Source organism: Arthrobacter sp. UYCo732 (genome assembly GCF_040547265.1).
GTDB lineage: Bacteria > Actinomycetota > Actinomycetes > Actinomycetales > Micrococcaceae > Arthrobacter.
Genome location: NZ_JBEPPJ010000011.1, coordinates 1 through 24,127, shown reverse-complemented (window position 1 = coordinate 24,127; position 24,127 = coordinate 1). Strand labels below are relative to the sequence as shown.

Below are 24,127 nucleotides of genomic sequence, written 5' to 3'. Positions count from 1 at the left end.
TCCAGACAGGCGAAGCACAATGACCTCAACGATTCCCATGCCGTCCGGGAGCGGAACGGACAACAGCAACTTGGTGGAGATGAACTGGGATCCCATCACCAGGATCGTCGGCAGCCTCGGCATCTACACGAAGATCGATTTCGCGAACAACCAGGTGGTGGAGTGTAAAAGCACGTCCTCGATCTTCCGGGGCTACTCCATCTTCATGAAGGGCAAGGACCCCAGGGACGCCCACTTCATCACCAGCCGCATCTGCGGGATCTGCGGCGACAACCATGCCACCTGCTCCTGCTACGCGCAGAACATGGCCTACGGCGTGAAGCCCCCGAACCTGGGCGAATGGATCGTCAACCTGGGCGAGGCTGCCGAATACATGTTCGACCACAACATCTTCCAGGAAAACCTGGTGGGCGTGGATTACTGCGAAAAGATGGTGTCGGAGACGAACCCCGGGGTCCTTGCCAAGGCCGAAAATACCCGGGCCCCGCACGAGGGCGACCACGGCTACCGGACCATCGCGGACATCATGCGCTCGCTGAATCCGTTCACCGGGGAGTTCTATCGCGAGGCGCTGCAGGTCAGCCGGGCCACCCGCGAGATGTTCTGCCTCATGGAAGGCCGCCACGTGCACCCTTCCACGCTCTATCCCGGCGGGGTGGGAACCGTGGCCACCATCCAGCTCATGACGGACTACATCACCCGGCTGATGCGCTACGTGGAATTCATGAAAAAGGTTGTCCCCATGCACGACGACCTTTTCGATTTCTTCTACGAGGCGCTGCCCGGCTACGAACAGGTAGGCCTGCGCCGGACGCTGCTGGGCTGCTGGGGTTCACTCCAGGACCCTGACTACTGCAACTTCGAATACAAGGACATGACCCAGTGGGGCCGGAAGATGTTCGTCACCCCCGGCGTGGTGGTGGACGGCAAGCTGGTCACTACGGATCTGGTCCGCATCAACCTGGGCATCCGGATCATGCTGGGCTCCTCCTACTACGAGGACTGGGAAGACCAGGAAATGTTTGTGACCCACGATCCGCTGGGCAACCCGGTGGACCGCCGCCATCCCTGGAACCAGCACACCAATCCGCGGCCGCAGAAGAGGGACCTGAAAGAGAAGTACAGCTGGGTCATGTCCCCGCGGTGGTTCGATGGCCAGGACAACCTGGCGTTGGACACCGGGGGCGGACCATTGGCCAGGCTGTGGGCAACCTCGCTGGCCGGACTGGTGGACATCGGCTACATCAAGGCAACCGGGAAGAGCGTCCAGATCAACCTGCCCAAGACCGCATTGAAGGGCCCGGTATCCTTCGAATGGAACATTCCGCAGTGGAGCAACACCATTGAACGCAACCGCGCCCGCACCTATTTCCAGGCCTATGCCGCCGCGGCCGCCCTGCACTTCGCGGAGAAAGCCTTGGAGGAGATCCGGGCAGGCCGGACCAAGACGTGGGAGACGTTCACGGTCCCGGACGAAGCCATCAGTTGCGGCTTCACGGAGGCTGTGCGCGGCGTCCTGTCACACCACATGGTGATCCGGGACGGCAAGATCGCCAACTACCATCCGTACCCGCCCACCCCTTGGAACGCCAGCCCCACCGACTCGTCCGGGACCGCCGGCCCTTATGAGGACGCTGTGCAGGGCCAGCCCATCTTCGAGGAGAATGACCGCGAGCATTTCAAAGGGATCGACATCATGCGGACCGTCCGCAGCTTTGACCCGTGCCTGCCGTGCGGTGTCCACATGTATCTGGGCAACGGCCAGACCCTGGACAGGCTGCACTCGCCCACCCAAGCGCTCACCGGAGAGTAACCTGCCATGCCCGGCGGGGACCGGCCGCTGCAGACCGGCGAACGGATAGGCACCCTCCTCGACGCCCTCGGAGCCGGCGGGGCGGTGGCCCGCGGGCGCGCCGAAGACCTGGTCCGCCAGGTCACCGACATGTACGGCTCGGGGCTGGAACGCATGCTGGAAATCCTCGACGAGCAAGGAAAGCTCGACGCCGGCACGCTGGCGGCGCTCGCCGCCGACGAACTGGTGTCCGGCCTGCTGATCATCCACGGCTTGCATCCCGAGTCGATGGAGACGAGGGTGGCCGGAGCCCTGGACAGCGTCCGGCCTTATCTGGGCTCGCATGGCGGGGACGTGGAACTCCTGGACATCAGCCCGGAGGGCGTCGTGCGGCTGAAGCTGCTCGGTACCTGCCAGGGCTGCCCGTCGTCGTCCGTCACGCTGAAGTTCGCCGTGGAAGAGGCCATCGAAACGGCAGCTCCCGAGGTTACGGCCATACAAGTGGTGGAAGCTGAAAAGCACGCTGCCACCCCTGCGCTGATCCCGGTGGACGCCCTGATGGTCCGGTTGAATAGCGCTGATCAGCCGGAAGGCTCCTGGGAGCCGGTCCCCGGCATCGCCGACCTGGAACCCGGCGACGTCGCCGGGTTCCAGGTGGGCGGCTATTCGCTCCTGGCCTGCCGGACGGGGCAGGACGTCTACGCATACCGTGACTGCTGCCCACGCTGCGCCGGCCCCATGGCGGGCGCAGCACTGCAACGCGCCCTCGCAGCCCCGGCCGGCGGAGGACTCCTGCGCTGCCCCACCTGCCACGCACACTTCGACGTCCGCCAGGCCGGCTCTTGCTTGGAGGACCGCACCCTGCACCTTGACCCGCTTCCGCTGCTCGTGCGCGGCGGTGTGATGTCCGTGGCCGTGCCGGCCGCTGCCGGGAAGGGCGGCTGAGATGAACGCGCCTGGCCTGCCCGTTGGACTCCTGCGCCGGATCGCCGCTGCCCCGCCTGCTGCCCCCGCCGGCGAGCGCTGCGAAATGTGCGGGGAACCCATCGCCGCGGAACACCAGCACGTAGTGGACCTGGACAGCCACGCCATGATGTGCACCTGCCGGCCGTGCTACCTGCTCTTCACGGACAGCGATGCCCATCTCCGGTACCGGTCGGTGCCGGACCGGTACCTGTCCTTCCCCGATTTTGAGCTTGGCCCGGGCCAGTGGGACGAGCTGGAGATTCCGGTGGGGCTGGCGTTCTTCTTCCGCAGTTCCACGATGGAGCGGACCGTTGCCTTCTATCCCGGCCCTGCCGGCGCCACCGAATCCGAGCTTCCGCTGGACGCCTGGGATGCCGTCATGGCGCGGAATCCCGCCCTGTCCGTGGCCGCCGCGGACACCGAGGCGCTCCTGATCCGGGGACCCGGCGTCGACCGTCCCCAGGCTGACTGCCACCTGGTTCCCGTGGACGCCTGCTATGAGCTGGTTGGGCACCTGCGGCGGCTGTGGCGGGGGTTCGACGGCGGCCAGGAGGCCCGCGACCAGCTCACCGCGTTCTTCGGGAGGGTCAGCAGCCGCAGCAAGCCGGTCCGCGAAGCCAGGCGGGAACCAACGTCCCGGGGCCCACAGTGATGGCACTGGCATTCGAGGTCCTGGATATCCAGCCCGAGCCCTACGCGGCGGCCCCGCAGCTCACCGCGACGCTGCGCGTGACCGAGTCCACCGGCGCCGCAGTGCACGCCATCGCCCTGCGGTGCCAGGTCCGGATCCTGCCCCAGCGCCGCGGTTACACCCCCGCCGAAGAGGCCGGCCTGCTGGACCTCTTCGGCGAGCGCAGCCGGTGGCCCACCACGCTCAAGTCCTTCCTCTGGCTGCAGTGCAGCACCATGGTCCAAGGCTTCAGCGGCGAAACGGAACTTCACCTCCCGCTGCCCTGCACCTTCGACTTCGACGTTGCCGCCGCCAAGTACCTTCAGTCCCTGCGTGACGGACTGGTCCCGCTGGAACTGCTGTTCTCCGGCACGGTCTTCACCAAGGGCCAGAACGGCTTCGGTGTGGAGCAGGTGCCCTGGGACCTCGAAGCCTCCTATCGGCTTCCCGTGGACGCATGGCGCCGGCTCATGGACCAGTACTTCCCCAACACCGGCTGGCTCCGCCTGGACCGGGACGTGCTCGCTGCCCTGTCGCATTACAAGGCGGCCCGGGGCCTGACCTCATGGGATGCCACCGTGGAAACCCTCCTCGCGAATGCCGCAGCGGTGTCCCCGGCAGTGCTGTCGGGAGACCCACTGCCATGAATATGAGCCTCAGCCTTGCCCGCGCCGTGGCAGATGCCGTCCTCTATGAGGGCTACCTGCTCTACCCGTACCGCGCGTCCTCGCAGAAGAACCAGGCCCGGTGGCAGTTCGGCATCCTTGGCCCGCCGGGCGCAGCCGCTGCCGGTACCGGCGAGGAGCCGGACATGTTCGCGGACTGCCTGCTCACCCCTGGCCCGCATGCCGCCGTCGAAGTCCACCTGCGCTTCCTGCAGCTCCAGAGCCGGTCTGCGGAGAAAATGGACGACGACGGCGGGTTCACGGCGGTTGACGAGCTCACGGTCGGTGCTGCCCGCTGGCTGAGCTGGGATGAGGCAGTGGAACGGGAAATCGCGCTGGGGCCCTTCCCCGCAGTCCGGCTCAGCGGCCAGGAGACGGTCCTGCCCGTGGAAGTTCCCGGCGGAGAGGACGTGGAAGAACTCCGTGACACCTCGGGGCGGGTGGCAGGCCGGCTGGTCCGCCGTCGTCGTGCGCTACATGGTGACGTGAGGCTGGAAGCTGCAACTGCCGGCGGGGGCCTGATCAGGCTGCGCATCTCAGTGGTTAATAGGGCTGTGACCCCGGCGGCGGGCACGGCGGATGCCCGGACCAGGGAGGATGCCATCGCGGAATCGTTCATCGGCACGCACCTGCTGCTGAGCCTTGACGACGCCGACTTCGTCTCCTTGCTTGAGCCACCACCCGAGGCCCAGGCTGCGGCGGCGGGCTGCGGGCAACGCCGTTGCTGGCCCGTCCTGGCTGGTCCGGAGGGGCAGTCGGACGTACTGCTGATATCCCCGATCATCCTCTACGACCACCCCGCAGTGGCTGCGGAAAGCTCGGTGGCGCTGTACGACTCCACGGAGATCGACGAAATCCTCACCCTGCGGGTGCTGACACTTACCGAAGACGAGAAGGCCGAAGCCCGCGCCACGGATCCACGGGCGGCGGCCATCATCGACCGGTGCGAGGCCATGTCCCCGGAGGAATTGCAGCAACTGCACGGCATCCTGCGCAATCCCCATGCCCTGGACATTCCCGAAGCCCCAGCCGCGGCCCCCGGCGCGGAAAACGCGTGGTGGACGCCGGAGGCGGAAGCCCTGGTCCAGCCACACCTGGATGCCGTCCTGATCAACGGGGTTGCGGTGGCCCGGGGCAGCAGGGTGAGGGTGAATCCGAACAGGCGCGCCGACGCACAGGACCTGTTCTTCGCGGGGCAGACGGCCCGCGTCACCAACGTCCACTTCGATGTTGACGGCAGCACCCACGTTGGCCTTGTCCTCGACCAGGACCCGGCCGCAGACCTCCACGAGGGCTACGGCAGGTCCTTCTACTACTCACCCGAAGAGCTTGAACCCCTGGGTTCGGATGGAAAGGAAAGCCCGCCATGAGAATCATAGGAATGGCCACCGTAACGTTGCTGGCAGGGTTGGCACTCGGCGCCATCTACGTGGGGATCCGGTCGGTTCCTGACATCCAGCGTTATCTGACGGCACGGCGGATGTGAGCCCGGCGTGACTGTGCTGGTGGCAGGTGTGGGCAACATGTTCCTGCGCGATGACGGTTTCGGGCCGGAAGTTGCCCGCCGGCTGGCCACGGACGAAAGCCTTCCGGCCGGTGTGGACGTGGTGGACTATGGCATCCGCGGCATGCACCTCGCCTACGACCTCCTCGCCGGCGTGGAGGTGCTTGTGCTCGTGGACGCGGTGCCGCCGGACCATGGGACAGAACACGATGGGGCGCCGGGCAGCCTCAGAGTGCTCCGGATTCGCAGCGAGGATCTCGACGACGGCGCCTCGCTGGACCCCCACGGCATGGACCCTGCCGCTGTCCTGGGCAAGCTCCGGACGCTGGGCGGCAAGGTTCCAGTGACCTACGTAGTGGGCTGCGTTCCGGCCGATGTCACCGAGGGCGTCGGCCTGACGCCACCGGTGGCAGCAGCCCTGCCGGGGGCGGTTGCCGCCGTCGTTCATCTCCTCAGCCAGCACACCTTCACGACCTAAGGCGGACCACCATGTGCCTCGGAATCCCCGGCCAGGTCATCGGCCCGATTGATGGCTACGGCAATCAGCTCGCACTGGTGGACGTGGCCGGCGTGCAGCGGAGGATCAACATCGGCCTGCTGGACGACGGACCGCTGCCACCGGGCAGCTGGGTCCTGATCCACATGGGTTTCGCGCTCGAGCGGGTGGATCCCGCGGGCGCCGAACGGGCCATGAGCGGCCTGGAACTGATGGGCCAGCCGCGGCAATCCGGCGACGACGACATCCCGCCGCCGGCTGACCACCAGCTCGATCAAGGAGAACGCCATGACACCGATGAATCCCTCCGAACCAACTGACTCTGCACCCCGCGCTACTGGAACACGCGGCGGGGAGCAGGGAACCTCGCCGGGCACCGCCCGTGCGTGGGGCAGCGAGCCGCCCTTGAAGGAGCCCGCGCAGCCGGGTGCTGATGAGACGCCCGAGGACGCGGCCATGGCTCCGGACGGCGTGGGCGAGAGCACCACACGGCGTGGCGAAGACGTAGTCAAGGAGGAAGGCAAAGAGACCGGCCGCGAAGACACCGGCACCGACGCGGGTCCGGTGGAGCGTCCCACCGGTGAATCCGCTCCCCGGGACGCGACCGGCGTTCAGCCGCCGGACGATCCCGATTCCGCGGCCCCGCAATCCCCGTAGGCCCGGGTTCCACGGCTCGTGATGAGGGACCCAGCGCTTTCAGGGTTTTGGCGGTCCAGGTCCAGCCCTTATCGTTCGAGTGCTTATCGTCCGAGGGCGATGGCTGCGCCGCGGTGCTCAACACCGGTGTTGGCAATCCTGAGGTGCCTACCGGTGAAGAGCACCAACTGCTGCAGCTGGTGGGGTGTCAGCCGGTCGCAGACCCAGTCCCAGTGGAGCGACACCACATCACCCGCTGCGAGCCCGGCAATGAAGCCGGTTCCGTTCACGGCATACTTGGCGGTCTCCACCACGGGTTCGCCCACGGCCAGAGATGTGCCGTCCCAGGTCAGGGGTCGCGATTTCACTACGGCTTCGTCGCCCGTGGTGGCCAGAACCTCGCCCCACCGGATCCGGCAGCGGTCCAGAACGTTCAGTGCGGTGGCGTAGCGGCGGTCATCACGCAGCAGGCCCAGCCAGGGATAAATTTCGAAGACGTGGAAGCTGTGGTGCGGGACGCCGCCGGCCAGCACGCCTTCCACTAGGTGCGGAAACTGCCGGCCCGTGCGGGCCCGGAATCGGTCTTCCATCGAGTTGCCCATGTTGCCGATGCCCACCGTGTCCAGCAGGCTGTTTCCCACCCAATAGGCCTCCACCACGCGAGAGTCGAGCGGATCCGGGATGCCGTGCGCGCCGGCAATCAGCTTCAGGTAAGGCCAGGCGCCAGCAAACCCCTTAGCGAGTTCCCGCAGGCCCTGGTCAGTGACGCCGGACTGGCCGTAGTGCAGGAGGGCGTCACTGTCGGGAGGGCCGCAGCTGCCCCGCGAATTGGGCGGGTAGGCGTACCGGACAAACAACTGGGCACCATCGACAACCATGGCATGGCCACCTTCTCCGAGGGTCTTTCGAACCTAGCACCGCAGCCTGCCCCAGACAAGGGCCGGTTGGCCGCCTGGGCACCACAAACCGTTGACAGCCTCCGCTCACCAGCGGATGCTGTGAAGACTAAGCACAGGGGGTCACACCATGGCAACCGCGGACCTGAACCGCCGGACCGCACTTCAACTCCTTGCAGCGGGAGGAACGGCAGCCCTCCTGGCCGGATGCGCCGGCACCCCTGGTTCCCCGCCGCCGTCGGGCCCTGCCACGAACGGCACGAACGGCGGCAGTGGCGCAATCAGCGTCACCGATCAGCGCGGCAAAACCCTCACCTTTGCCCGGCCCGTGACGCGGGTGGTAACCATCCCCATGCCGGCGGCGTCCCTGCTGCTGGCAGTAGACCGGACCGCGGACCACCTCGCGGCCATGCACAACGCGTCCTGGGTGGCCATGCGGGACGGCATCATGGGCACGATGTTTCCCAAGGCCCTGGACCTGCCGCACGAGATCGCCACCCAAGACTTCACGGCCAACGTGGAGAGCGTGCGTGCCCTCAACCCGGACGTGGTGATTCAGTGGTCCGACGCGCAGCTCATCGATCCGTTGGAGAAAGCCGGCCTGAACGTCATCGGCCTGACGAATACGGGCAAGCAGGAGGATGTGGACGCTTGGGTGGCCATGTTCGCGGCCATGCTGGGGAAGCCCGAGCGGGCAGTGGAAATCAAGGCGCGGAGCGACGCGGAACTGGCCGCCACTAAGGAACTCGCGGCGGCCAGGAGTTCCAAGGGACCCAGCATTTTGTACTTTAACCGGTTCACTGGCGGGCTCAAGGTAGCCGCGGCCAATAGCTATAACGACTTCTACATCAAACTGGTAGGTGCCACAAATCCCGCCACCGGGGATGATCCACTCAAGGGATCGGGGATGGTTGGCCTGGACGTGGAGCAGGTGCTCCGGTGGGATCCGGAGGTCATCCTGCTCGGGAATTTTGACGCCGCCATGCCCCAGGACCTGTACTCGGACCCGGTCTGGCAGTCCGTGTCCGCGGTGAAGTCCCGGCGCGTGTACAAGGTGCCGCTTGGCGGGTACCGCTGGGATCCCCCCGGGCAGGAATCACCGCTGATGTGGCACTGGCTCAGCGACATCGCGTTCCCCCAGCGGCAGTCCAGGCTCCAGAGCAAAGTCACCGAATACTTCGATTTCCTGTACAGCCACAAGCCGACGGCGGCCGAACTGGACAAGATCCTGTGGACCGCGGCGAACGGGCGCTCTGACCACTACCAGCAGTTCAATGCTGCATGACGCCAGGGACCACATGCTTGATGCCCGCCACGGCCGGTCGTCCACGGTCCAGAACGGTAACAAAAGGCACGGACCGCCGGCCCTGAAGCCTATCGCCAGCAGCACAGTCTTCCTGGTTGCCGTGGCGCTGGTGGCTTTGGCGGTGGGCCGTTACAACGTGCCACTCTGGCACGTTGTCCAAATTTTGGCGGGGCAGGTCCTACCGCTCCCGGTCGAGGCAACAGACACCGAGCAGAGTGTGGTGCTGCTCGTCAGGCTGCCCCGTGTGCTGCTGGCTATGCTAGTGGGCGGCGGCCTGGCCATCGGCGGCGCCGCCCTGCAGGCCATCTTTCACAATCCGCTGGTCAGCCCGGACATCATCGGCGTGTCCGCTGGCGCGTCCTTCGGCGGCGCGCTTGCGCTGCTCCTGGGTCTGGGGACGTTCGCGCTGATCACGAGTTCTTTCGCGTTCGGCCTGGTAGCCCTGGCCACGCTGTTCCTCATCACGTCCGGGCGCGGAGGGACGCCCCTGCTGATGATCGTGCTGGGGGGCGTGGTCACGGGATCCTTCTTTTCCGCGCTGGTCGCCCTGGTCACGTACATCGCGGACCCGAACACGACGTTGCCGGCCATCGTCTTCTGGCTCCTGGGCAGCGTGGCCACTGCCACCTTCGGCAAGGTGGCAGCGGCACTGATTCCCGTCGTGGGCGGCGCGGTGGTGCTCCTGGCGCTGCGCTGGCGCATCAACGTACTCTCGCTTGGCGACGACGACGCCACTGCCCTTGGGATTCGTCCCCGCCCGCTGCGCTGGGTGGTACTGGTGTCGGTGGCACTGATCGTGGCCGGGGCGGTGGCGGTCAGCGGTGCCGTCAGCTGGGTGGGCCTGGTGATCCCGCACCTGGCGAGGATGTGGGTGGGTCCGGACCACAGGGTGCTGCTGCCGGTGTCCTTCCTCCTGGGTGGCGCCTACATCATGCTGGTGGACACGGTGGCACGTACCGCGACGGCGGGCGAGATTCCGCTCGGCGTGCTGACAGCGTTGATCGGTGCGCCCGTGTTTTTTGTGCTGCTGCGCCGGAACCGGGACAGGATCTGGGAAAGTGCTTGAGCTGGACGGCGTGGGCTTCGGGTACAGCCGGACCGAGTGGGTCTTCCGCGACGTGAGCTTCCATGTACTCCCCGGGACTGCCACTGCCGTCCTGGGGCCCAACGGCAGCGGCAAGACCACGCTGGTCCGCTGCGCCGCAGGACTGCTGAACCCTGTGGAGGGCAGCATCCGGCGGACGGACCGGGCCGGCTACGTCCCGCAGGCGCACGGCAGTACCTTCGCCTACCGGGCCCTGGACATGGTGCTGATGGGACGGGCCCGGCAGATCGGCCTCTTCCGCTCGCCGGGTGCGGCGGACCGGGCTGCTTCCCTGGAGGCGATGGACAGGGTGGGCATTGCCGGCCTCCGAAACCGGTTCTTCCCCACTCTTAGCGGCGGCGAGCAGCAACTCGTGCTGATTGCCCGAGCCATCGCTGCCGGCTGCCCCGTCCTGGTACTGGACGAGCCCGCTACCGGACTGGACCTGAAGAACCAGGTCCGCGTCCTGCGGCTCCTGCGCGAACTGATGACGGACGGCATGGCCGTGCTCCTCAGTACCCACCACCCGGAGCATGCCCTGTACCTGGCGGACCGCGCGGTCCTTCTCACCCCCAAGGGACCCCGGACCGGTGACGCTCTGGAACTCCTGACTCAGAAGGAACTGACGGCGCTTTATGACGTGGGCGTCAGCACCATGGCCTACACCGACGGCCCCAGCACCCGCCGGACCGTCGTGGTGCACTACGGCGGCCGGTGAGCGAGCGTCCGGGAAAACCGGAAGGATGTGAGAGCGCGTTTAGCCGGTGTTGCGCAGGCCGGCAGCCACCCCGTTGACGGTGATCAGCATGGCCCGCTGGAGGCGTTCGCCGATCTCGGTATTACTAATGCTTTCGCCGTCAGTACCTTGGACGCCCTGTGCTTCACGCACGCGGCGCAGCAGCTCGACCTGCAGGTAGCTGATGGGGTCGAGGTACTGGTCGCGGATCTCCAGCGAACGCTTGAGCGTGGGATGGGCATCCAGGATGGTGTGCTCGCCGGTGAGGTTCCGGATTTCCGCGACGGTGAGTTCGTACTCCTCGCGGATGTCATGGAACAGGCGGTGCAGCTCCTGCGGAACCAGGGTTGATACGTAGTAGCCGGCGATGTCCAGGTCCGTCTTGGCCAGGGTCATCTCCACGTTGGACAGGACCGACCGGAAGAAATGCCAGTGCCCGATCATTTCCGCAAGCTGGGCGGAGTGGCCGGCTTCGCGGGCCGCCTTCAGGCCGGACCCCACGCCGAACCAGCCCGGCACGATCTGCCGGGACTGGGTCCAGCCGAACACCCATGGAATGGCGCGCAGGCCTTCAAGCCCGGCCCCGGAATCCGGGCGCTTGGACGGACGCGAGCCGATGTTCAGCGAGCCGAGCTGCTCCACCGGAGTCGACGCCAAGAAATAGGCCGGCAGGTCCGGATCGTCGATCAGACGGCGGTACCGGTCGAAGGCTCCGTCGGAGATGGTCTCCATGACGTCTCCGTACCGCCCGCGCTGATCGTCAGACGTCCGGGGGTCGCGGTGCAGGGCCGAACCCTGTAGCACGGCGGCCAGCGAAAGTTCCAGGTTTTCCCGGGCCAGCTCGGGCAGGGAGTACTTGTCCGAGATGACCTCGCCCTGTTCGGTGAACTTGATCTCGCCCTCCAGCACGCCGTTGGGCTGCGCCATGATGGCATCGTACGTAGGGCCGCCGCCGCGGCCCACGGACCCGCCGCGGCCGTGGAACAGCCGGACCCGGACACCGTGCTTGGCCGCGATGTCGCGCAGGTTGCGCTGGGTCTTGTGAATCTCCCACTGGCTGGTCATCACCCCGGATTCCTTGTTGGAGTCCGAGTAACCCAGCATGATTTCCTGGACATCGCCGCGCAGCCGGACCAGGTCGCGGTAGGACGGGACGGACAGCAACTGGTCCACGATTTCCGCCGAGGCGCGCAGTTCCTCGACGGTTTCCAGCAGCGGCGCGAAGCCGATCTTGGCGAAAGGGGCTTCACCGAAGAGGTTGATCAGGCCGGCTTCGCGCGCCAGGACCGCTGCGGCCAGGACGTCGTCCGCGCCGCGGGTCATGGAAATGATGTAGGTCTCGATGACGTCCGGACCGTACAGGCGCAGCGCGCGGCGGATCTCACGGAAGACGTCGTATGTGCCGTCAGCAACACCGTCGAGCTTGATTGGGTGGCCGGACAGCGGACGGCGGGAGGCCAGCTCCGAGCCCAGCACCTCGAATCGCTCGGCGCGGCTGAGCTCGGCGTAGCGGAGGCCCGGGCCGCCAATCCGGTCCATCAGCTGCCCGACGGCGTCGTGGTGGTGGTCCGCGTGCTCGCGGATGTCCAGGGTGGCCAGGTGCAGGCCAAAGGAGGCAACAGCGCGGCGTACGCGGGCCAGCGCACCGTCGGCAACGAGCGACGCCGAGTGGTTGCGGAGGGAAATTTCCAGCAGTTCGAGATCGGCCAGGAGCTCCGCGGTGGAGCTGTAGTCGCGGCCGTGTTCGTGGTTGGAGCCTGCGGCCACGCGCTTGCCTGTGTTGATGAGCTTGGCCTTGATGCAGGTGAGCTTGAGTCGGTAGGGTTCCTGGGCGTTGAGTTCCAGGACACGGCGGTCCAGGCCCGGGAGATTCTTCAGGTCCACATCGATCGAGTCCAGCAGGCCCTGGTCCGTCCCGGCCAGCGAGGTGGAGTTGGAGAGGATGGAGATCAGGTCGTCCATCATCGCAATGCTGATGCGGACGGCGTGCTGGTTCTGGATCTGCAGGATCTCCCGGGTGACTGCGGCCGTGACGTTGGGGTTGCCGTCGCGGTCGCCGCCGATCCAGGAGCCAAACCGGATGGGGGCGGCCTGGGACGAGAGGCTGACGCCGTGTTCGCCCAGCAGGTCCGATAAATCCGAGAGCATCTCCGGCATGGCGTCCGTCAGGATTCCACCGAGATAGTAGATCGCATTACGGGCCTCGTCCACTGGAGTGGGGCGCACCTGGCGCAGCTCGTCGGTCTGCCACATCTGGTCGATGACCTCGGACAGCTGCCGGTCCTGCCGGCGGCGCGCTGTCGTACCTTCCTGGGTGGGTTGGGCCAGGACGTCGGAGAGTTTGCGGATTTTGTCCAGCACCGAGCGGCGGGAGGCCTCGGTGGGGTGAGCGGTGAAGATCGGCCGGACGTCCAGCCCGTTCACTACTTCCTGGAGCCGTTCGGGGCCCGCCTGGGCGGCGATGTCGGCAACGGCCCTGGCCAGCCAGCCGTCCTTTTCCTGTCTGGTCCGCAGGGTACGGACACGGTGGACCTGCTCGGCCGCGTTTGCGAGGTGGAAGAAGAAGGCGAAGGCTCGCACCAGGTCGGTTGCCTGCTCGATCGGCAGGGAGCCGAGCAGTTCGCGGACCTGGTCCACGACGTCGTGCGCGCTCCAGGGGCCCGTGGCATCGGCGCCGCCGCGGGCCGCTTCCTTGGATTCCTTGGTGAGGAGGCGGACCTGCTCCACCAGGGAAAGGAGTTCTGGGCCGTGCTGTCGTACCAGGGATTCACCGAGGAGGGTGGAGACGCGCCGGACGTCTGCCCGCAGTTCGGAAGCGAGGTCGGTTGAGGGATTCACTGCAGTGTTAGCCATGGAAACTATCTTTCGAGGGTTCGGACTTGGCTCGTACACTGCGCTGGATACTGTGAGCCGCGTTACTACCAGTCGATGCTACCTGTCCGGGACGGCGAAGGCGGAATCCGTCTCCGATCATGTCCTTGCCCGCGACGTCCGCCGCAGACGCGGTCTGCTGGGTCGCCGTCCGGGGCGCATCGACTTTGCTGTTCGGCGCAACCACCGATTTGTGGGCCTCACCAGCCGGTGGTACCGAAACCCGGATGGTGATTTTCCTCCGCAGGCGCCGTCTCCGTCACTGCGATCAGGGCCAGGCAAACCACCGGGACCGCGCTGCTTCCAGGATCACGGCTGCTTCAGCGGACAATCTTGAAATTGAAGTCCGGCGTGCCCAGCGCCGACCACAGACGCAGCCATACCGGCAGCATCATTTCAGCGCCGCGGGCTGTGGTGATGTCTCCAAGGTCGATGATGTCACGGTGGCCGAGTGCCTCGAGGAGTTCAGTCACCGTCGTCTTGGCATCGGCGTCATCGCCGGAGACAAACACCGAGTGATCCCCGCCGGCAACCCGCCCAGGGTCGACCATCAGCGCCGCGTTCATGGTGTTCAACGACTTGACCACGCGGGCGTCCGGGAACGAACTCTGGATCCTTTCCGCGTTGCTGTCAGTGTTGACCGGGTTCAGCACCGGCGGCATGCCTTGGGAAAAGTCGAGCGGGTTGGACACGTCCAACAAGACTTTCCCGGACAGGTTGGCCGACCCGGCAGCGCTGAGGGCTGCAAGTGCGCCTGCTCCGTTAGTGGCATTCACCACCAACTCGCCGGCAGCTGCGGCATCCGCGAACGATCCCACGGCGATGCGCTGGTTGGCTGCGTGCCATTCACTGAAAGGAGGGGTGCCCATGGCGTCGGGTCCGCTGCGGGCCAACGTCTCCCCGGGATCGCGGGTGCCCACCACCACCTCATGTCCCAGCCTGGACAGTGCACCCGCGAGGGTCCGGCCTACCATGCCCGTGCCAAGAATCGCGATCTTCATGCGTCCGACGTTACTCGCCGGTGGCCGCTTTGCAAGGGCAACTGCGCGCCGCCGCCCGCGTGGAATCAAGGGCGCGGAATGAATTACATACCGCCACGGTTGAAACGCAGGAACCGGAAACCATCCTGGAGGAACCATGAGCACCGCAGTAGCCGCGCAGCTGGAACGCTGGCAGCGTTTCCGCACCAACCGGAACAAAGCCCTCGCCGCCCGCCACGGCTGGCTGACCCTCACCTCCTTCCAGTGGCTGGAATCCGTTCCCGCCGCCGTCGACCTCGCCCCCGGCCTGTGGTCAACGGACGGTACGACGGCGGTCCTCACCGCAGCGGTGCAGGCCGGCCTGACGCTGGTGGCCACCGGTGAGCCCGTTGACGGAACCGTCACCGCCGCCCTCGCCGATGAGGAATCCCTGATGTGGGTGCAGTTCGGCGGCGCGGACGGGCAGCAGGTGGTGGTTGAACTGGCAGTGCGCGCCGACCGGTACGCCATCCGCACCCGGGATTCAGCCTCGCCCGTCCTGACGGAGTTCGACGGCGTCCCCACCTTCGACTACAACCCGCACCTGGTCATTGACGCAACCTACGAGCCGTACCCCGGGCCGGTGGCGATCCCGATTGGAACGGCCAACCCGCTGGTGGATGGCGTTCATTATTCGGTGGGCGAAGTGGTTTTCCGGCTGCCCGGGGTTGACCATGAATACCGCCTGCACGCCGAGGAGGAAAAGCTGGGTGCACTGACCGTCACGTTCCACGACGGCACCAACGGGGACTCAACGGACGAGTGGCGCAAAGTATCCACGCCCCGGCCCAGGGTGGACGCCGCCGGCAACGCAACGGTGGTGCTCGATTTCAACCGTGCCATCAACTACCCCAGCGCATTCACCCCGTTCGGGACCTGCCCCATGCCAGTTAAGAACAACAGCCTGGACGCAAAGATTGAGGCCGGCGAGAAGCAGCCAACCTTGGCTGACTGACGCTACACAATCGCCGAGACCCCGGTGACCGCCCGGCCCACGATCAGCGTGTTGATCTCAAACGAGCCTTCATACGTGAAGATTGCTTCGGCGTCGGCGAAGATCTTGCCCATCCGGTAGTCGGTCACGATGCCGTTGCCGCCCAGGATGGACCGGCCCAGCGCCACCGTCTCGCGCATCCTGGCACTGGTGTAGGACTTGGCGAGGGCCACCTGCGGCATGTGGGCGGCGCCGTCGTCCTGCAGTTGGGCGAGCCGCGCCATCATGCCCATGCTCGCCACGGTATTGCCCAGCATGGTCACCAGCTGCTGCTGGATGAGCTGGAACTTCGCCAGCGGCCGGCCGAACTGCTGGCGTTCGACGGCGTACTGCCGGGCGACGTCGAACGCCGCCAGCTGCTGCCCCACCGCTTGCCAGGCCACCATGATCCGCGAGCCACGCAGGAGCTGGTTGGCGTCCTCGAAACTGCTGATCCCGGCAAACCGGTCAGCCTCGGCGACCTGGACGTCCTTGAAAACAATGTCGGCGTTCTGCACCGTCCGCAGCGCGATCTTGTTCTCGATCCGGCTCCTGCTCACCCCAGGCAAGGACGCATCAACAATGAAGCCGCGGACCGCGCCGGGCCCGTCGGCACCGGCGGATTCGTCCCTGGCCCACACCAGCATGTAGTCGCAGAACGTACCGTTCCCGATCCAGCGCTTGGCGCCGTTGAGCACCCAGGCGTCGCCGTCGTCGTCGGGCTCGCCGGTACTGCTGGAAATCCGCCGGGCACCGGTCTCCATCCCGCCGGCCACGTCGGAGCCGTGCCCGGGCTCGGTCAGGGCGAACGCGCCGGTGATGCGCAGGCTCGAGGCGTCCGCGAGCAGCCGGTCCTTCTGGGCTGCCGAGCCAAAGCCGTAGAGCGACTCGACGAACAGGTCATGGTGGACCAGGAAGAAGGTGGCGATGGAGGTGTCCACACGGGTCATCTCAGCAATGACCAGGCCTGCGAACAGGTGGCTGTAGCCGCGCTGGGCCGGTGTGCTCAGCTCAAGCGCGGCGAGCTTGGGCAGAAGGTGCGCCGGAAACTCGGCCTTGTTCCACCAGCCGGACGCGTAGGGGGCGATCTCCGCGGCGAGGAATTCGCGCAGGTCGGCCAGCTTGGCCCGCTCCTTCGAGCTGAGGAGGGACTCGAATGCGAAAAAGTCGGCGGTGGGCAGTTCGGTCATTTCGGGCCCATCCGGATGGCGCCGTCGAGCCTGATAGTTTCCCCGTTGAGCATGGCGTTCTCGACGATGTGGGCCACCAGGCTGGCGTATTCGGCCGGCCGGCCCAGGCGGGAAGGATGCGGGACCTGCTGGCCCAGCGAATCCTGCGGGTCCTGCGGCAGGGTGGCCATCATGGGTGTTTCGAAGATGCCCGGAGCGATGGTCACCACCCGCACCAGCGAGCGCGCCAGTTCCCGGGCCAGCGGCAACGTCATGGCGGCGACGGCGCCTTTGGAGGCGGCGTAGGCCGGCTGGCCGATCTGCCCGTCGAAGGCCGCTACGGATGCCGTGTTCACAATGACGCCGCGCTCGGAGCCGCCCAGGCTGGTGCTGACCGGCTCGGTGGCCACCATGGCTGCAGCGGCGAGCCGCAGCACGTTGAACGTCCCGATGAGGTTCACCTGAATCACGCGATTAAAGGTGTCCAGAGGGAGAACCCCCTCCCGGCCCAGCACCTTGCCGGGGGTAGCGATACCGGCGCAGTTCACTACAATCCGGAGCGGCCCCAGGGTTACGGCGGTGTCGACGGCGGCCTGCACCTCCGCTTCGTTGGTGACGTCCGCGGGGACAAAGACTGCTCGCTGGCTGGTGCCGGTGCTGGTGCCCCCATCGGTGCTCGCGGCATTCAACTCCTCCGCATAGGCTGCGCCCGCAGCGGACGGCAGGTCGATCAGAACCACCGAGGCGCCGTCGTTGAACAGGCGTTTCGCCGTAGCAGCGCCCAAACCGGATGCCCCGCCCGTAATCAGCGCGACCGTACCCTTGACGTCCATACATCCTCCCTGATGCGGCCCCGCATGTATGCCTGCACGGAACATTGGTTAGTGAATCTTAACTGAAATCCATGCGGCCCGCACCCGTACGCCCTCCGAAAGACAACAGTGCGGCGCCGGTTAGGCTGGACGCATGACTCCGCCGGACACCACTCCACCTGCCGTCGACTGGCCGGCGCGCGCCAATGAAGCCGCCCGCGCGGTGACGTCACGGTTCGGCCAGCGGCTACTGTTTTTGCCCGGTACGCATTTAGGCTCGGTCCTGTGGCCGTCGAACCGGCTGACGAACCTCGTCAGCCCCTGGCACTACTGGTGGCAGGCGCACTATGTGGACTGCCTGGTGGACACCGGCCGCCGCGAACTGGGCAACGGCGCCACCCCGGCGGCACGCTTCAACGGCCCCGGCAATCCCAGCGCAGGCAAGCTGGCGTCCAGGCTCGTCACGGGCATGAGGATGCGGAACCTCTTTACCTTCGTCAACAACTACTACGACGACATGGCATGGCTGGCCCTTGCCACCCTGCGGCTCCAGTCCCTGGCCGAAGAAACGCGCAAACCGGGCCGCCGCCGCAACGCCCGGATCCACAAAACCCTGACCCTGCAGTTCGAGTCCGCCTCCACCGACGACCTGGGCGGCGGGACCTTCTGGAGCAAGAAGCGCGACTTCAAAAACACCCCGGCAACCGCCCCCGTCGCGCTCTACTACGCCCGCACCAGCCAGCAGGCAAAGGCGCAGCGGCTGGTGGACTGGCTCAATACCGTGCTGTTCGACCAGGCCCAGGGCCTCTACGTCGATGGGGCGCGTCTTAATGCGGCCGGCGAGATAACCGTAGAGAACACCATCTATACCTACAACCAGGGGCCGGTGCTTGGGGCGCTGCTGGAGCTCGGCGGCGAGGAAAACCTCGCACGGGCCGCCACCGTGATCGGGGCGGTGGACAGGCATCTGACGGTACCTGCCCACGCAGTGGTGCCCGGGAGTGAACCGGATACCCGCACCAGCATCCTCCGCTGCGATGGAACGGGCGACGGCGGACTCTTCACCGGGATCCTGTGCCGTTACCTGGCGCTCGCCGCCCTCGATGCCAGGCTCCCGGAGGAGGTCCGGTCTACCGCAGCCGAACTCATCACCGCGACGGCGGAGGCCTTCTGGGTGGGCCGGCGGACGGACGGCGGGCCGCTCTTCTCCGTCCACGCAGCACAGCCGGCGGCCGGCACCTACCCGGCGGGCGCCGCCGTCGAACTCTCCACCCAGCTGCAGGCCTGGATGGTACTGGAGGCCGCTGCCAGCCTTAAGTAGCATCCGTCAGCGGGGCAGTGCCGGCAGCTGGCGGACCGGAGCAAGCTGGGCGACCACCAGGACAGCGGTAACGGCACCGGCAGCCATGATGGCGGCGAGCACCACAATCTGAAACCGGCCCGCTTCCAACGGCGAAATCCCACCGAAGATGGCGCCCACGAATGCGCCGGGCAGCGTGACCAGACCCGTAGTTTTGGTCTGGTCGGTGGCTGGAATGAGGGCCGAGCGGACGGAACGCCGGGCGAGATCCAGGGTGGCCCGCCGCGGCGAAGCGCCCAGCGCCAGCCAGCCCTCCACCTCATCCCAATGGTCGTGGACGGTTTCGGCGAAGCGCCGGCCGGCCAGGACGGCCACAGTCATGGCGTTGCCGATCACTATTCCGCCGATTGCGAGGGCATAGCGGGGACTGAACTCGATGGCACCGGAACCGAAGATGATCAGGAGCGTGGCGCCGACGCCGGCCGCCATGGACCCGCCGACCAGCCCCAGGTGTGGCCAGCTCCAGCCGACCCGCCGGGTGGCGCTGACCGCCGCGACGGCGAACATCACCAGCAACGCCAAGGCAACCCAGCCAGGACTGGTGATGATGCCGCTGAGGACAAAGCTCACTGCCGCCAGCTGGACGGCGCCCCTGAAGATGGCCAGCGCCGGCGAAAACCCGGACGGTACGCGGAAGGCCAGGAGCACCGCCGTAGCCAGCACCAGCAGCAGCCCAACGCCCGCAAGAGTGGGGACGAAGTAGTCGAGCTCAGGCATGGAGTTAGCATATCCACGAGGGCGCCGGCGGCCACTCCCAGCCTCCCCAGCCCAAACTAATTACGTCACGCAATAGTTTCGTAATGGATGTGATCCTGATCACATCAGGCCGCATGCGTTTGCTGCCTTAGGTTTGGCTAACCTACAGTTCCAATGTGAGCCACCCCCCGTCCGCGGCTCACCAGGGACTCCCGGTCCCCCAACTTTTCCCCAGAAAGCAGCCCTCATGAAGATCCGCAACAGCGCACTGGCCGGCATCGCGCTCGCCGCCACTGCAGCCCTCGGTCTGACCGCCTGTGGCGGCAGCACCACCCCGGCGGCCACCGGTTCCGCGTCCTCGGATACCAAACCTTCCGGCGAGATTACGGTGTACAACGCCCAGCACGAAAGCCTCACCCAGGAATGGGTCGACGCATTCACGGCTGAGACCGGCGTCAAGGTGACCTTGCGCCAGGGTTCGGACACCGAACTGTCCAACCAGATCGTCCAGGAAGGCGCAGCCTCCCCGGCTGACGTATTCCTCACCGAAAACTCCCCTGCAATGGCGCAGGTTGAAAATGAAGGCCTCTTTGCCGACGTCGACAAGGCCACCGTTGACCAGGTTCCCGCCGAGTTCCGCCCGAGTACCAACAAGTGGACGGGCATCGCCGCCCGCTCCACCGTCCTGGTCTACGACAAAGCCAAGCTGACCGAGGACAAGCTGCCCAAGTCCATGCTGGACCTGGCCAACCCGGAGTGGAAGGGCAAGTGGGCCGCATCGCCGTCCGGCGCCGACTTCCAGGCCATCGTGGCCGCGCTGCTCGAGCTCAAGGGCGAAGCCGCCACCGAGGATTGGCTCAAGGGCATGAAGGAAAACTTCACCGCATACAAGGGCAACAGCACCGCCATGAAGCAAGTCAACGCCGGCGAAATCGATGCCGCCCTGATCTACCACTACTACTACTACGGCGACCAGGCCAAGACCGGCGAGAACTCGAAGAACGTCACGCCGTACTACTTCAAGAACCAGGATCCGGGCGCGTTTGTCTCCGTGTCGGGCGGCGGCGTGCTGAAGACCTCCAAGAATGCGGCCGCCGGGCAGGCGTTCCTGAAGTTCATCACCGGCAAGAAGGGCCAGGAAGTCCTGAAGAACGGCACCTCCTTCGAGTACGCCATCGCCTCTGATGTGCCGGCCAACGACAAGCTGGTTCCGCTCAAGGGCCTGCAGGCTCCCACCGTGGACCCGGCCAAGCTCAACTCCGCCAAGGTCACCGAGATGATGACCAAGGCAGGACTCCTGTAATCCAGTGACCTCCGATCTATCGGCTCCCCCGGCAGCGGGGATCACGACGACGACGGCGGGCCGGGGCAAGCGCCCCCGCCCGCCTTTCGGCGTTTCCACGGTGTCCATCCTGGCGGTGCTGATCGCCCTGTTTTCCCTCATCCCGCTGGGGTACGTCGTGTACATGACGGCGGCAACGGGGTGGAACACCGCCGTCGAACTGATCTTCCGGCCGCGCGTTGGCGAACTTCTGCTCAACACCATCATGCTGATGGTGATCACCGTTCCGCTCTGCATTTTCCTGGGCGTGGGCGGTGCGTGGCTGGTGGAACGGACGCGTCTGCGTGGCCGGAAGATCTGGGCGGTCCTGTTGGCCGCGCCCCTGGCTATTCCGGCGTTCGTAAACAGCTATGCCTGGGTGTCCGCCGTTCCATCCCTGGAGGGGCTGGGCTCAGGGGTACTGATCGCCACGCTCTCCTATTTCCCCTTGGTGTATATCCCGGCGGCGGCAACGCTCGGCCGCCTTGACCCTGCCATCGAACAGTCCGCCGCCGCACTGGGGCTTGGCAATTGGCGGGTCTTCTTCCGGGTAGTGCTTCCCCAACTGCGCATCGCCATGACCGGCGGTGCGCTGCTGGTGGCGTTGCACCTGCTCGCCGAATATGGCGCGTTCGCGATGATCCGCTTCGATACCTTCACCACCGCGATCATGATCCAGTACCAGTCCACGTTCAACGGTACTGCCGGCAACATGCTGGCCAGTGTGCTGGTGTTTTTCTGCCTGATCCTGCTGGTGGTGGAAGTACGCGGCCGAGGCACAGCACGCTACGCCCGGATCGGCTCGGGCGCCCAGGCCAAGTCACTGCGCCTGCCGCTGCACGCCTACCAGATCCCGGCCCAGCTCGCCCTGCTTGCCCTGACGGCGTTGGCCTTCGGGCTGCCGCTGTTTCTGGTCCTGCGCTGGATCACGGCGGGCGGTTCGGCGATCTGGGTGGCGGACGAGTTCCTGCCGGCCCTGGTGTCCACCCTGGGCTACGGGCTTGCCGGCGCCGTGGTGACCACGGTCGTCGCCTTTCCCATGGCTTTCCTGGCGGTGCGGCACCCCAGTTGGTTCAGCAAATCCCTGGAACTCTCCAACTACGTCACCAGCTCGTTGCCGGGAATTGTGGTGGGTCTGGCGTTTGTGACGGTCAGCATCCGGCTGGTGCCCGGCATCTACCAGAGCGCCGGGGTGCTGGTGGCCGCCTACGTCCTGCTGTTCCTGCCACGGGCGCTGGTGAACCTGCGCGCGGGCCTGTCCCAGGCCCCGAAGGAACTCGACGAAGCCGCCCAGGCTTTGGGCAAACCGCCGTTCCTGTCCTTCATCCGGGTGACGCTGCGGCTCACAGCTCCCGCCGCCGCCGGCGGCGCGGCCCTGGTTTTCCTTGCCATCGCCAACGAGCTCACCGCCACGCTCCTGCTCTCACCGAACGGGACGCGCACACTGGCCACCGAGTTCTGGAGCAAAAGCAGCGAGATCGACTATGCGGGTGCCGCACCGTATGCCTTGCTGATGATCCTGCTCTCCGCCCCCATGACCTACCTTCTCTTCCAGCAGTCCAAGAAAGTGGCCGGACAGTGACCGAACAATCCCCTTCCAGGCTCCCCGGACCGCGGATCGCGCCATCCGTGGAGCCGTCCACGAACAGCCACCTGCAGATAGCGGACGTCACCAAGAATTTCGGGACTCAGGCTGTACTCAAGGGCGTCAACCTGTCCGTGGCCAAGGGCGGCACCACTGCCATTGTGGGCCCCTCCGGGTCCGGCAAGACCACGCTGCTGCGGCTGATCGCGGGATTTGAACACCCCGCCACCGGCACTATCTCGCTCAATGGCACCAAGGTGGCGGGCGACGGCGTTTGGCTCCCGGCCCACAAACGGCATGTGGGGTACGTTGCCCAGGACGGTGCGCTCTTCCCCCATCTCACGGTGGGCCAGAACGTCGCCTTCGGGCTTGACTCAGCCAAGCTGCCGGGCGGCCGCCCGGCAGTGGCTGACCGGATCACGGAGCTGCTGGACATGGTCTCCCTGGACCCCGCCATGGCCAAACGGCGCCCACATCAGCTTTCCGGCGGGCAACAACAGCGTGTGGCCCTGGCCCGCGCACTGGCCCGCGAACCCGAACTCATGCTGCTGGACGAGCCGTTCTCGGCTTTGGACGCGGGGCTGCGGGTGGCAACCCGGCGGGCCGTGGCAAAGGTCCTGAGCGACGCCGGCGTCACCACCATCCTGGTCACCCACGACCAGGCAGAAGCGCTGTCCTTCGCGGACCAGGTGGCCGTGATGCGCGGCGGCAAGCTGGCGCAGATCGGTAACCCGTTTGTGGTCTACACGCGCCCCGCCGACCGTGCCACCGCCGAATTCCTGGGCGACGCCGTGATCCTGGACGCCTGGATGGAGGGCTCACTGGCCACCTGCTCGCTCGGTGCAATCCCCGTCCGCCGGCCACCGGCCCAGGGCCGCGTGCAGGTGATGCTGAGGCCCGAGCAGATCCGCATTGCGGAGGACGGGCCCATCCGCGGCGTCGTGGTGGACACCGACTACTTCGGGCCCGAAACCACCGTGCGGCTCAAGCTGTCCGTACCACCGGGACTGGCCGGCGGCAGCGACCACCGTTATCCCGGCGGCGGCGAGGTCATCACCATCCGGCACTGGAACGCCTCCATTGCACGGCCGGGCATGGAACTTTGCCTGCGCGTGGTGGGCGAAGCGGTGGCGTTTCCCTTGGATCCGGCCGAACCCAACTAGGTAGCGTGACGTTGATTCCTTTGGATATGGTTTTTTGTCAGACTTGATCCATGGTTTGTCTGGCAAGGGCTTTGGAATTGCGTGACGGGGACCGGGGGGCTTTGGAGGCGTTGACTCGTGGGAATTCTTCCTCCGCGTCGTTGGCGTTGCGGTCGCGCACGGTTTTGTTGGCTGCCGACGGGAGGCGAACTAACCCAGAAGGCGGAACCCTCCCTGAGCCGTCCAATTCCATTCCACCTTCACCATGGCCGCCGATAGGCCCCCATGAGGGTTGCATTCTCCTGCTCCCCTTACGGATGTACACAGATGCCTCTAGGTGCGTGGGTCAGAAATGACAGGCCCTAATTCTTAAAACGCCGACAGAATAACCATGTCCTCGTAGGGGCGGCTGGGAGAATCGTGGGCAT

General features: G+C 66.3%; 23 protein-coding genes. 17 read left to right on the top strand and 6 right to left on the bottom strand.

Annotated features, from left to right (window positions below):
• The first annotated feature begins 19 nt into the window (after window positions 1–19).
• From ABIB45_RS14310 to ABIB45_RS14275, 9 genes are read left to right on the top strand one after another with little or no spacing between them, the layout of a single operon-like run.
• Window positions 20–1,813: a nickel-dependent hydrogenase large subunit gene (locus ABIB45_RS14310; RefSeq protein ID WP_354216526.1), complete on the top strand. Its 1,794-nt coding sequence runs from the start codon at window positions 20–22 to the stop codon at window positions 1,811–1,813.
• A 6-nt stretch (window positions 1,814–1,819) separates the two neighbouring features.
• Window positions 1,820–2,737 carry a NifU family protein gene (locus tag ABIB45_RS14305; protein ID WP_354216525.1) on the top strand — a complete coding sequence of 306 codons (918 nt, stop codon included), beginning with the start codon at window positions 1,820–1,822 and terminating at the stop codon, window positions 2,735–2,737.
• A 1-nt stretch (window position 2,738) separates the two neighbouring features.
• The gene (locus tag ABIB45_RS14300; protein ID WP_354216524.1) at window positions 2,739–3,410 is read left to right on the top strand and encodes a DUF5947 family protein; all 672 of its coding nucleotides are present in this window, start codon (window positions 2,739–2,741) and stop codon (window positions 3,408–3,410) included.
• Window positions 3,410–4,075 carry a DUF6084 family protein gene (locus ABIB45_RS14295; RefSeq protein WP_354216608.1) on the top strand — a complete coding sequence of 222 codons (666 nt, stop codon included), beginning with the start codon at window positions 3,410–3,412 and terminating at the stop codon, window positions 4,073–4,075. The genes ABIB45_RS14300 and ABIB45_RS14295 overlap by 1 nt, the downstream gene beginning before the upstream one ends.
• Complete coding sequence (locus ABIB45_RS14290; RefSeq protein ID WP_354216523.1) at window positions 4,072–5,463, top strand: hypothetical protein; 1,392 nt, start codon at window positions 4,072–4,074, stop codon at window positions 5,461–5,463. The genes ABIB45_RS14295 and ABIB45_RS14290 overlap by 4 nt, the downstream gene beginning before the upstream one ends.
• The gene (locus tag ABIB45_RS22635) at window positions 5,460–5,579 is read left to right on the top strand and encodes a DUF6893 family small protein (protein WP_502909192.1); all 120 of its coding nucleotides are present in this window, start codon (window positions 5,460–5,462) and stop codon (window positions 5,577–5,579) included. Before ABIB45_RS14290 ends, ABIB45_RS22635 begins: the two co-directional genes overlap by 4 nt.
• 7 nt (window positions 5,580–5,586) lie before the next feature.
• Window positions 5,587–6,075, top strand: coding sequence for a hydrogenase maturation protease (locus ABIB45_RS14285; RefSeq protein WP_354216522.1), 489 nt, complete (start codon window positions 5,587–5,589; stop codon window positions 6,073–6,075).
• Between the two features lie 11 nt (window positions 6,076–6,086).
• The gene (locus tag ABIB45_RS14280; protein WP_354216521.1) at window positions 6,087–6,413 is read left to right on the top strand and encodes a HypC/HybG/HupF family hydrogenase formation chaperone; all 327 of its coding nucleotides are present in this window, start codon (window positions 6,087–6,089) and stop codon (window positions 6,411–6,413) included.
• Complete coding sequence (locus ABIB45_RS14275) at window positions 6,382–6,750, top strand: prolipoprotein diacylglyceryl transferase (RefSeq protein ID WP_354216520.1); 369 nt, start codon at window positions 6,382–6,384, stop codon at window positions 6,748–6,750. The genes ABIB45_RS14280 and ABIB45_RS14275 overlap by 32 nt, the downstream gene beginning before the upstream one ends.
• Before the next feature lie 83 nt (window positions 6,751–6,833).
• On the opposite strand, the gene ABIB45_RS14270 is transcribed toward ABIB45_RS14275, so the two are convergent.
• The gene (locus ABIB45_RS14270; protein ID WP_354216519.1) at window positions 6,834–7,607 is read right to left on the bottom strand and encodes a DUF6390 family protein; all 774 of its coding nucleotides are present in this window, start codon (window positions 7,605–7,607) and stop codon (window positions 6,834–6,836) included.
• A gap of 148 nt (window positions 7,608–7,755) precedes the next feature.
• Here ABIB45_RS14270 and ABIB45_RS14265 point away from each other — a divergent pair, with 148 nt between their 5' ends.
• The 3 genes from ABIB45_RS14265 to ABIB45_RS14255 are packed head-to-tail and all read left to right on the top strand — an operon-like array spanning window position 7,756 to window position 10,733.
• Window positions 7,756–8,910, top strand: coding sequence for an ABC transporter substrate-binding protein (locus ABIB45_RS14265; RefSeq protein WP_354216518.1), 1,155 nt, complete (start codon window positions 7,756–7,758; stop codon window positions 8,908–8,910).
• Window positions 8,900–9,997, top strand: a complete 1,098-nt coding sequence (locus ABIB45_RS14260; protein WP_354216517.1) for a FecCD family ABC transporter permease — start codon at window positions 8,900–8,902, stop codon at window positions 9,995–9,997. Before ABIB45_RS14265 ends, ABIB45_RS14260 begins: the two co-directional genes overlap by 11 nt.
• Complete coding sequence (locus ABIB45_RS14255; protein WP_354216516.1) at window positions 9,990–10,733, top strand: ABC transporter ATP-binding protein; 744 nt, start codon at window positions 9,990–9,992, stop codon at window positions 10,731–10,733. The genes ABIB45_RS14260 and ABIB45_RS14255 overlap by 8 nt, the downstream gene beginning before the upstream one ends.
• 39 nt (window positions 10,734–10,772) lie before the next feature.
• Here the strand turns inward: ABIB45_RS14255 and ppc are convergent, their stop codons facing one another.
• Window positions 10,773–13,604 carry a phosphoenolpyruvate carboxylase gene (gene ppc, locus ABIB45_RS14250; RefSeq protein WP_354216515.1) on the bottom strand — a complete coding sequence of 944 codons (2,832 nt, stop codon included), beginning with the start codon at window positions 13,602–13,604 and terminating at the stop codon, window positions 10,773–10,775.
• Window positions 13,605–13,942: 338 nt separating this feature from the next.
• A complete protein-coding gene (locus tag ABIB45_RS14245) occupies window positions 13,943–14,623 on the bottom strand; it encodes an NADPH-dependent F420 reductase (RefSeq protein ID WP_354216514.1) in 681 nt (226 codons plus the stop codon).
• Window positions 14,624–14,759: 136 nt separating this feature from the next.
• Here ABIB45_RS14245 and ABIB45_RS14240 point away from each other — a divergent pair, with 136 nt between their 5' ends.
• On the top strand, window positions 14,760–15,596 hold the full coding sequence (locus ABIB45_RS14240) for a DUF1684 domain-containing protein (RefSeq protein ID WP_354216513.1): 837 nt from the start codon (window positions 14,760–14,762) through the stop codon (window positions 15,594–15,596).
• 2 nt (window positions 15,597–15,598) lie between these two features.
• On the opposite strand, the gene ABIB45_RS14235 is transcribed toward ABIB45_RS14240, so the two are convergent.
• Complete coding sequence (locus ABIB45_RS14235; RefSeq protein WP_354216512.1) at window positions 15,599–16,804, bottom strand: acyl-CoA dehydrogenase family protein; 1,206 nt, start codon at window positions 16,802–16,804, stop codon at window positions 15,599–15,601.
• On the bottom strand, window positions 16,801–17,616 hold the full coding sequence (locus ABIB45_RS14230; RefSeq protein WP_354216511.1) for an SDR family NAD(P)-dependent oxidoreductase: 816 nt from the start codon (window positions 17,614–17,616) through the stop codon (window positions 16,801–16,803). Before ABIB45_RS14230 ends, ABIB45_RS14235 begins: the two co-directional genes overlap by 4 nt.
• A 133-nt stretch (window positions 17,617–17,749) precedes the next feature.
• On the opposite strand from ABIB45_RS14230, the gene ABIB45_RS14225 reads away from it, so the two are divergent.
• Entirely contained in the window at window positions 17,750–18,916 is a 1,167-nt protein-coding gene (locus tag ABIB45_RS14225; RefSeq protein ID WP_354216510.1) for a glycoside hydrolase family 76 protein, read from the top strand.
• A gap of 6 nt (window positions 18,917–18,922) precedes the next feature.
• On the opposite strand, the gene ABIB45_RS14220 is transcribed toward ABIB45_RS14225, so the two are convergent.
• On the bottom strand, window positions 18,923–19,672 hold the full coding sequence (locus ABIB45_RS14220) for an ABC transporter permease (protein WP_354216509.1): 750 nt from the start codon (window positions 19,670–19,672) through the stop codon (window positions 18,923–18,925).
• 226 nt (window positions 19,673–19,898) lie between these two features.
• Here ABIB45_RS14220 and ABIB45_RS14215 point away from each other — a divergent pair, with 226 nt between their 5' ends.
• From ABIB45_RS14215 to ABIB45_RS14205, 3 genes are read left to right on the top strand one after another with little or no spacing between them, the layout of a single operon-like run.
• Entirely contained in the window at window positions 19,899–20,954 is a 1,056-nt protein-coding gene (locus ABIB45_RS14215) for an iron ABC transporter substrate-binding protein (protein WP_354216508.1), read from the top strand.
• 4 nt (window positions 20,955–20,958) lie between these two features.
• Window positions 20,959–22,554: an ABC transporter permease gene (locus ABIB45_RS14210; RefSeq protein ID WP_354216507.1), complete on the top strand. Its 1,596-nt coding sequence runs from the start codon at window positions 20,959–20,961 to the stop codon at window positions 22,552–22,554.
• Window positions 22,551–23,720 carry an ABC transporter ATP-binding protein gene (locus tag ABIB45_RS14205; protein WP_354216506.1) on the top strand — a complete coding sequence of 390 codons (1,170 nt, stop codon included), beginning with the start codon at window positions 22,551–22,553 and terminating at the stop codon, window positions 23,718–23,720. Before ABIB45_RS14210 ends, ABIB45_RS14205 begins: the two co-directional genes overlap by 4 nt.
• Window positions 23,721–24,127 lie beyond the last annotated feature (407 nt).

Excerpts from the sequence above, each read along its gene's own strand:
- ABIB45_RS14310 (WP_354216526.1), top strand. The coding sequence starts at position 20 with ATGACCTCAACGATTCCCATGCCGTCCGGGAGCGGAACGGACAACAGC.
- ABIB45_RS14305 (WP_354216525.1), top strand. The coding sequence starts at position 1,820 with ATGCCCGGCGGGGACCGGCCGCTGCAGACCGGCGAACGGATAGGCACC.
- ABIB45_RS14300 (WP_354216524.1), top strand. The coding sequence starts at position 2,739 with ATGAACGCGCCTGGCCTGCCCGTTGGACTCCTGCGCCGGATCGCCGCT.
- ABIB45_RS14295 (WP_354216608.1), top strand. The coding sequence starts at position 3,410 with ATGGCACTGGCATTCGAGGTCCTGGATATCCAGCCCGAGCCCTACGCG.
- ABIB45_RS14290 (WP_354216523.1), top strand. The coding sequence starts at position 4,072 with ATGAATATGAGCCTCAGCCTTGCCCGCGCCGTGGCAGATGCCGTCCTC.
- ABIB45_RS22635 (WP_502909192.1), top strand. The coding sequence starts at position 5,460 with ATGAGAATCATAGGAATGGCCACCGTAACGTTGCTGGCAGGGTTGGCA.
- ABIB45_RS14280 (WP_354216521.1), top strand. The coding sequence starts at position 6,087 with ATGTGCCTCGGAATCCCCGGCCAGGTCATCGGCCCGATTGATGGCTAC.
- ABIB45_RS14275 (WP_354216520.1), top strand. The coding sequence starts at position 6,382 with ATGACACCGATGAATCCCTCCGAACCAACTGACTCTGCACCCCGCGCT.
- ABIB45_RS14270 (WP_354216519.1), bottom strand. The coding sequence starts at position 7,607 with ATGGTTGTCGATGGTGCCCAGTTGTTTGTCCGGTACGCCTACCCGCCC.
- ABIB45_RS14265 (WP_354216518.1), top strand. The coding sequence starts at position 7,756 with ATGGCAACCGCGGACCTGAACCGCCGGACCGCACTTCAACTCCTTGCA.
- ABIB45_RS14260 (WP_354216517.1), top strand. The coding sequence starts at position 8,900 with ATGCTGCATGACGCCAGGGACCACATGCTTGATGCCCGCCACGGCCGG.
- ppc (WP_354216515.1), bottom strand. The coding sequence starts at position 13,604 with ATGGCTAACACTGCAGTGAATCCCTCAACCGACCTCGCTTCCGAACTG.
- ABIB45_RS14245 (WP_354216514.1), bottom strand. The coding sequence starts at position 14,623 with ATGAAGATCGCGATTCTTGGCACGGGCATGGTAGGCCGGACCCTCGCG.
- ABIB45_RS14240 (WP_354216513.1), top strand. The coding sequence starts at position 14,760 with ATGAGCACCGCAGTAGCCGCGCAGCTGGAACGCTGGCAGCGTTTCCGC.
- ABIB45_RS14235 (WP_354216512.1), bottom strand. The coding sequence starts at position 16,804 with ATGACCGAACTGCCCACCGCCGACTTTTTCGCATTCGAGTCCCTCCTC.
- ABIB45_RS14230 (WP_354216511.1), bottom strand. The coding sequence starts at position 17,616 with ATGGACGTCAAGGGTACGGTCGCGCTGATTACGGGCGGGGCATCCGGT.
- ABIB45_RS14225 (WP_354216510.1), top strand. The coding sequence starts at position 17,750 with ATGACTCCGCCGGACACCACTCCACCTGCCGTCGACTGGCCGGCGCGC.
- ABIB45_RS14220 (WP_354216509.1), bottom strand. The coding sequence starts at position 19,672 with ATGCCTGAGCTCGACTACTTCGTCCCCACTCTTGCGGGCGTTGGGCTG.
- ABIB45_RS14215 (WP_354216508.1), top strand. The coding sequence starts at position 19,899 with ATGAAGATCCGCAACAGCGCACTGGCCGGCATCGCGCTCGCCGCCACT.